Genomic DNA, 6,545 nt, shown 5'->3' on the forward strand with positions numbered 1-6,545 from the left:
CGGCACAGTCGGTCCTGGGCCGCCGGGACCGGTGGGAAGCCGCGGCGTCGGTAAGGTTTCGGCCCGGCCGCCGCCGCCCATCTCTCTCCGTGGACGGACGACACCGCGGGCCCGACCCCCAGGAGGCGAAACCGGCATGCCCCTCATCGCACCGATGACGTCCGCGCACGCCGACGAGGTGCTGGCGATCTACCAGGCGGGCATGGACGAGGGCAATGCCACATTCGAGACGAAGGCGCCCTCGTGGGAGGCGTCGACGCCGGGAAGCTGCCCGGCCACCGCTTCGTCGCCCTCGGCCCGGCCGACGGCCGCCGGGTGCTGGGCTGGACCGCCGCCGCGAGCGTCTCCGAGCGGCACGCGTACGCGGGGGTGGTCGAGCACGCCGTCTACGTCCACCCCGCCGCCCGCGGCCGGGGCGTGGGCCGCCGGCTGCTGGACGCCCTGATCGCCTCGACCGAGGCGGCCGGCATCTGGACGGTCCAGTCGGGCATCTTCCCGGAGAACACGGCGAGCCTGACCGCGCACCGGCGCGCGGGCTTCCGCGTCATCGGCACCCGCGAACGGATCGGCCTCCATCACGGTGTCTGGCGGGATGTCCTGCTCGTCGAACGCCGGAGCACCGTGGTCGTCTGAGCGGGTCGTCCGAGCGGGGTCGTCCGAGCGGGCCGTCACAGCCGTCACTCCGCTCCCCCGCCGCCGCACCCGTTCCGCCTCGGCGAGAATGAGACACGTGCCCGCACCGAACACGCAGCCCGACGCCACCACCGCCTTCGCCGCCCTCCTGACCGACGAGGGCCGCCGGCTCCTCGACGAGCTGCGCGACCACGACCCCGCACAGGAGCTCGCCACGGCGACCCGGCTGCGCCGCTCGTACCCCGCCGAGCTCGTGTCGGCGGCCCTCGGCCAGGCGCGGCTGCGGCAGCGCGCGGTCGCGAAGTTCGGCGCCGACGACGCCTACCGCATGTTCTTCACCCCGAACGGCGTCGAACAGTCGACCCGCAAGACGGTCGCCGAGTACCGCGCCGCCCGCTTCGCGGCGCTCGGCGTGCGCCGCCTCGCCGATCTGTGCTGCGGCATCGGTGGCGACGCCATCGCGCTGGCCCGCGCGGGCGTATCCGTCCTGGCCGTCGACCGCGACCCGCTGACCTGCGAGGTCGCCCGGGCCAACGCGGCGGCGCTGGGACTGTCGGAACTGATCGAGGTGCGCTGCGCGGACGTCGCGGAGATCGACACCTCCTCGTACGACGCCGTCTTCGTCGATCCGGCGCGGCGCGGCGGGCGCGGCCGGATCTTCGACCCCGAGGCGTACTCGCCGCCGCTGTCCTGGGCGATCGATGCCGCCCGCCGGGCCCCGCACGCCGCACTCAAGATCGCGCCGGGTGTTCCGCACGAAGCGATCCCGGAGGACGCCGAGGCCGAGTGGATCTCGGACGGCGGTGACGTGAAGGAGGCCGTGCTGTGGTTCGGCACGGCGGCCGGCGCCCGGCGCGCGACGCTGCTGCCGGGCACGCGCTCACTGGTGGGCGCGGGCCTGCCCGACCCGTCCGTACGGCCCGTGGGCCGCTACCTCTACGAGCCGGACGGCGCGGTCATCCGCGCGCACCTGGTCGCGGACGTCGCCCGGGAACTGGCGGGCGGCCTGATCGACGAGACGATCGCGTACGTGACGTCGGACCGGCTGACGGAGACGGCGTACGCGACGGCGTACGAGATCACCGATGTGCTGCCGTTCCACCTGAAGAAGCTCAAGGCGCTGCTGCGGGAGCGCGAGGTCGGGGTCGTGACCGTGAAGAAGCGCGGCTCGGCGGTGGAGCCGGAGGAACTGCGCAAGAAGCTCAAGCTCGCCGGCCCCCATTCCTGCACGATCGTGCTCACGCGGGTGGCGGGCGCCCCGGCCATGCTGCTGGGACATCCGGCGAAGGCGTAATCGCGTCACGGGTTACGGCGTAAGGGCGTAACGGCGTCACCGTGGCCTTCACCGTTTCAGACGCCATTCACCCGAATGGCCGGGTCCGCGACCGGGGCCTACGGTGGAACGCAGGGGCGCCCACCGCCTCCCTGTCACGGGACATCTTGCGCCATGACGACCTCTCAGCCTCCTCCCTCCCCCGCTGCCGCCGGTATCGATACCGGCGGCACCACGGCCGGGCGCGGCGGCGGGAACGGAATGGCGCTTCTCGTCATCGCCTCATGCCAGTTGATGGTGGTTCTCGACATCACCATCGTGAACATCGCGCTGCCGCACATCCAGAATTCGCTGCATTTCTCCACCACGAGCCTGTCGTGGGTCGTCAACGCCTACACGCTCACCTTCGGTGGTCTGCTGCTCCTGGGTGGCCGGGCCGGTGACATCCTCGGCCGGCGCCGGGTCTTCATCCTCGGTGTCCTGTTGTTCGTCCTCGCTTCCCTCCTCGGTGGTCTGGCACAGAATTCCGGGCAGTTGCTGGCCGCCCGCGCGCTGCAGGGCGTCGGCGGCGCCATCGCCTCACCGACCGCCCTGGCACTGATCACCACGACCTTCACCGAGGGCCCGGAACGCAACCGGGCCTTCGGTGTCTTCGCCGCGGTCTCCGCCGGTGGTGGCGCCATCGGTCTGCTCGCGGGCGGCATCCTCGTGGAATGGCTGGACTGGCGCTGGGTGCTCTTCGTCAATGTGCCGATCGGTCTGCTCATCGCTCTCGCCGCGCCCCGTTTCATCAAGGAATCGCAGCGCCATTCCGGCCACTTCGATTTCTCCGGCGCGCTGACGGCGACCTTGGGAATGGCCCTGCTGGTCTACGGATTCATCCGCGCGGCACAGGACGGCTGGCGCGACACCTTCACGCTCGCGTCGTTCGGCGCGGCGGTGGTCCTGCTCGCCGCCTTCGTTCTGATCGAGCGGCGCTCGAAGCAGCCGATCACACCGCTGAAGATGTTCGCCGACCGCAATCGGGCGGGCACGTACGGAATCATGCTGAGTCTCGCCGCGGCGATCTTCGGCATGTTCTTCTTCCTCACCCTCTTCGTGCAGAACGTCCTCGGATTCAGCCCCTTGCGGGCCGGTCTGGCGTTCCTGCCGGTCAGCGCCGTCATCGCGGTCGGCGCGGGGCTCGCCTCCCAACTGCTTCCGAAGTACGGCCCGAAGCCGTTCATGGTGATCGGCGCGCTCCTGGCCGCGGCCGGACTGAGCTGGCTGACGCTGACCGATGTCCACTCCACGTACCTGGGCAGCATCCTCGGCCCGATGCTCGTCTTCAGCCTGGGCATGGGCATGCAGTTCGTCTCGCTGACGCTGATGGCCGTCTCCGGGGTCCCCGCGCGCGAGTCGGGCGCCGCGTCCGGTCTGCTCAACGCGACGCAGCAGGTGGGTGGTTCGCTGGGCCTGTCCATCCTGGTCACGGTCTTCGGCACGGCCAGCCGCAATGAGGCGAAGGATCAGGTTCCGCGTTTCCTGGGCGAGGCCACACCGGCGGAACGCCTCGCGTTCCAGCGCACCGGCAGCCTGCCGCGCCCGTGGGCGGACCACGTCCTGACCTCCGGCGTCTCGGCGGCCTTCATCGTCGCGGCGGGATTCACGGTGCTGGCCGCGGTGATCGCCCTGCTGGCGATCCAGGTACGGCCGTCGGATGTGGAACGGCTGCGGGGTGAGCCGGATACGGCGGCGAACGGCGAGCGGGCCGCGCTGTCCTCCACGTCGGACGCGGACGCTTCGGGGATGAGCGGGCCACGGCCGGACGGGTAGGAGCCGTACGGCCACGGCCCAGCCGTTTGCATCAGTGGGTGTAGTCCTTCAGCTTCTCCGTCTCCAGGGTGACGCCGACCGGATCGGGAAGCTTGACGCTCTCGCCGTACGGGTGCGACACCCGGTGCAGGTATTTCCCGTTCCTGGGCCCGCTGTAGACCGTGACCATGCATTCGTCGCGGTCGATGAGGAGGTAGACGGGGATCCCGGCGGCCGCGTAGCCGTCGCGCTTCTCCCTGCGGTCACGGCGGTCGGTGTCACGGTCGTGCGAGGTGACCTCGGCGGTCATCAGGACGCCCTTGGGCTCGGCCCACTCGCCTTGGCCGACGAAGTGTTCGTCAGGTGCGAGCGCACCGTCCGGCCGGGCACGGCCGGAGCGATAGTCCTCGACCTTCAAGCCCTGTTCCGGATACAGCGCCAGCTCGGGCCGCTGCTGCATGCACTGCTTGAGGAGCCACATGACGATCGCTCCGAGATCTCCGTCCGGCACCGGCTTGACCTCTAGCTTTCCGTTGATGAATTCCAGCCGAACGGTCTCCGGGGAGGTGCGGGAGAGCTGCTCGAAGTCCTCTACGGACATCTGCTGCCCGGTAGCGATGTTGCGGGTCATGGCGTCGCCTTCTCGCTCCCATCCTGCCCCCACATCGGGGGGCGCGTACCGCAAGGTCACGCGCTGCTCCTTTCGCGATTTCGGAGGGCCGCCCGGAGACGGCTCATATGGGTCCGGACATGGGCGGCCAGAAGGTCGTCGGAGTCGTCGGGCCGGGCCTCGCCCCGGCAGTCGCGGCAGAGGCCGCCGGGAAGGGCCTCCGGACGGCCGGGCGTGCGGCAGATCGTGCACTCCATGACGCGGAGGATCGTGCGGGTGGACCCGGGCGCCGGGTCCACCGCCGACGGCGGTTCCGGCGGCATCTTGTCGATGAGGCGCCTGCGTGCCAGTGCACCCGCGTGGTGGACCTCCGGTGGCAGGCCCGCGGTCAGCGCGCTGACGAGCTCGGCCGCGCCCGCCCCTCGCGCGAACCACTCCGTGGCCAGTTCCTCCAGATCACGGCAGTCCGCCGCCGACAACGTCATCCGTGGGTCGGCCCGGCCCACGGACGCCAGCACGTCGTACGCCTGCGAGCGGCTCGGCTTGGCAGCGGGCTGCGGCTGCGCCTGCGGCGTGGCCTTCGGGACGTTCCCGGCCTGGAACGCCGCCCACCACTCGTCGTCCCGCGCGGCACGGGAGAAGTACGTACGCGTCACCCAGTGCAGGCTCCCGCTGTCACCCTTTCGGCGTTCCGTCACCCGCCGCAGATGACCGGCCGTCGAGAGCCGGTTCAACGCGGTACGGCAGGCCGCTTGGCCGTACGCGGGGATGCTGGCCGCCAGGGTTTTCGCATCCATCGCCGCGCCTTCGGGCAGCCGATCGATGAACGCGGCGATGGACGCCTCGCGGGCGGGCAGGTGTGCGAAGTCGTCGCGGCGGCGGGGCGGTTGACCGGGGGCGGTGCGCTTGCCGTAGCCGGGGCTGGCGGTGGGGTAGGGGTGCGCGGCGCGCGGGGCAGCGTTAAAGTCGGCGTCAGCCATGGGATCGAGTGCTTTCGATCTTGTAGGTCAGACCCCGGTTGGTGCTGCTAACACCGCCGGGGTCGTTTGTTGCGACGAACGCTAGGGCGCGGCGACGCGTCGTCGCAACCCGATCACCGAAAGTTAACTCGCGTGGTATGCGCGGGGGTTGGCAGGGAGGGTGGGTGGGGTTGAACCCACCTCCCATTCCTTGAAAGCAGAGCTCGGAACCCAGAGCCCGGCGCCCGGCACCCGGAGCTCAGGCCCGGCAGAATCGCCGGGAGCGCTCCACTCAGCACACCGCAGCGCCCATGCCTCCGGAAGTTGTCCGCAATGCGGTCGACGACACCCAGGAAAGTGCAGCCGTATGAGCACCGCCGCCACGGATGGGCGGACCGGCTCAGCGGTGGCGGGCTTCCGGAGTGAGGGAGAGGCTGCGGTACCAGGCCCGGTGGGCGAGGGCCTTGGCCAGGCCCTGGGCTCCCGTGGCGGCCAGAGGGGCCGTCAGGCCCACCGCGTAGGCGAGCGTCGAGCCGTTGATCCCCGGCAGCGGGCCGGTCAGGACCTCGGCGATGTACGAGCCGCCCACGCACACGGCGGCGACCGACGGCAGCACCGACATCAGCAGCCAGAAGCGCGTCAGCCCGGCCGCGCGGAACGCGGCGTCGCCGGACGGGTCGCGGTCGAGGGCCGCCCACCGGCGCAGCCGTCCGCGTATCAACCGGTCCTTCTTCAGGCCGCTGCGGATGCCGAGCGCCGAGGGCACGGCCGCGCACAGCGCGAGGACGAGGAAGGCCGGGGCGTACGCGTAGCGGGCCACGCCGCCGTCCGCGACGGTCTCCAGTCCCAGGACCGCGAACACCCAGCCCAGCATGCACAGACCCGTCAGCAGCCACAGGAGCAGCAGACGTCGTGGGTCGAGTGCCGTGTGCACGAGGTGGTGGATCGCCCTGGCCCGGTCCGCGAGCTGTGCCGGGCGGTCGGGCCAGGTGCGCAGGTGTGCGGGGGGCGGTGGCGGAGGCAGGGTCCTCACGACTCGTAGAGGTTCTTCCGGCTCAGCTCGTGCACGTGGTCGTGCGAGTGCGAGTGCGTGTGGGAGTGAGAGTGGGAATGGGAGTGCGGGTGGCCGTGCCCGTCCTCGTCCTCCGCCGCCGGTACGTGCGGCTCCGTGACCGGCAGCGACGAGTCCGCCGACAGGTCCCACGACGACGCCGCGCGGCCCCGTGCCACCATCTCGGAGCCCAGCGCGGCGACCATCGCGCCGTTGTCCGTGCAC

Annotated in this window: 5 protein-coding genes and 2 pseudogenes; 3 read left to right on the top strand and 4 right to left on the bottom strand. The window is 71.2% G+C overall.

Annotated features, from left to right (window positions below; all coding sequences use genetic code 11):
• Positions 1-136: 136 nt before the first annotated feature.
• From J7E86_RS13810 to J7E86_RS13820, 3 genes and pseudogenes are all read left to right on the top strand, one after another.
• A pseudogene (locus J7E86_RS13810) lies at positions 137-633 on the top strand (N-acetyltransferase family protein).
• An 88-nt stretch (positions 634-721) separates the two neighbouring features.
• The gene (locus tag J7E86_RS13815) at positions 722-1,927 is read left to right on the top strand and encodes a methyltransferase domain-containing protein (RefSeq protein ID WP_215081937.1); all 1,206 of its coding nucleotides are present in this window, start codon (positions 722-724) and stop codon (positions 1,925-1,927) included.
• A gap of 153 nt (positions 1,928-2,080) precedes the next feature.
• Positions 2,081-3,721: an MFS transporter gene (locus J7E86_RS13820; RefSeq protein WP_215081938.1), complete on the top strand. Its 1,641-nt coding sequence runs from the start codon at positions 2,081-2,083 to the stop codon at positions 3,719-3,721.
• A 31-nt stretch (positions 3,722-3,752) separates the two neighbouring features.
• On the opposite strand, the gene J7E86_RS13825 is transcribed toward J7E86_RS13820, so the two are convergent.
• The 4 genes and pseudogenes from J7E86_RS13825 to J7E86_RS31045 form a co-directional block, all read right to left on the bottom strand.
• Positions 3,753-4,331, bottom strand: coding sequence for a Uma2 family endonuclease (locus tag J7E86_RS13825; RefSeq protein WP_215081939.1), 579 nt, complete (start codon positions 4,329-4,331; stop codon positions 3,753-3,755).
• Between the two features lie 56 nt (positions 4,332-4,387).
• Positions 4,388-5,290, bottom strand: coding sequence for a hypothetical protein (locus J7E86_RS13830; RefSeq protein WP_215081940.1), 903 nt, complete (start codon positions 5,288-5,290; stop codon positions 4,388-4,390).
• Between the two features lie 379 nt (positions 5,291-5,669).
• On the bottom strand, positions 5,670-6,302 hold the full coding sequence (locus tag J7E86_RS13835) for a hypothetical protein (RefSeq protein ID WP_215081941.1): 633 nt from the start codon (positions 6,300-6,302) through the stop codon (positions 5,670-5,672).
• Positions 6,299-6,545 (bottom strand): annotated as a pseudogene (locus tag J7E86_RS31045) (tRNA (adenosine(37)-N6)-threonylcarbamoyltransferase complex transferase subunit TsaD); the annotation flags it as partial. The gene J7E86_RS13835 and the pseudogene J7E86_RS31045, both read right to left, overlap by 4 nt.

It is taken from the genome of Streptomyces sp. ISL-11 (assembly GCF_018614525.1).
Lineage (GTDB): Bacteria > Actinomycetota > Actinomycetes > Streptomycetales > Streptomycetaceae > Streptomyces.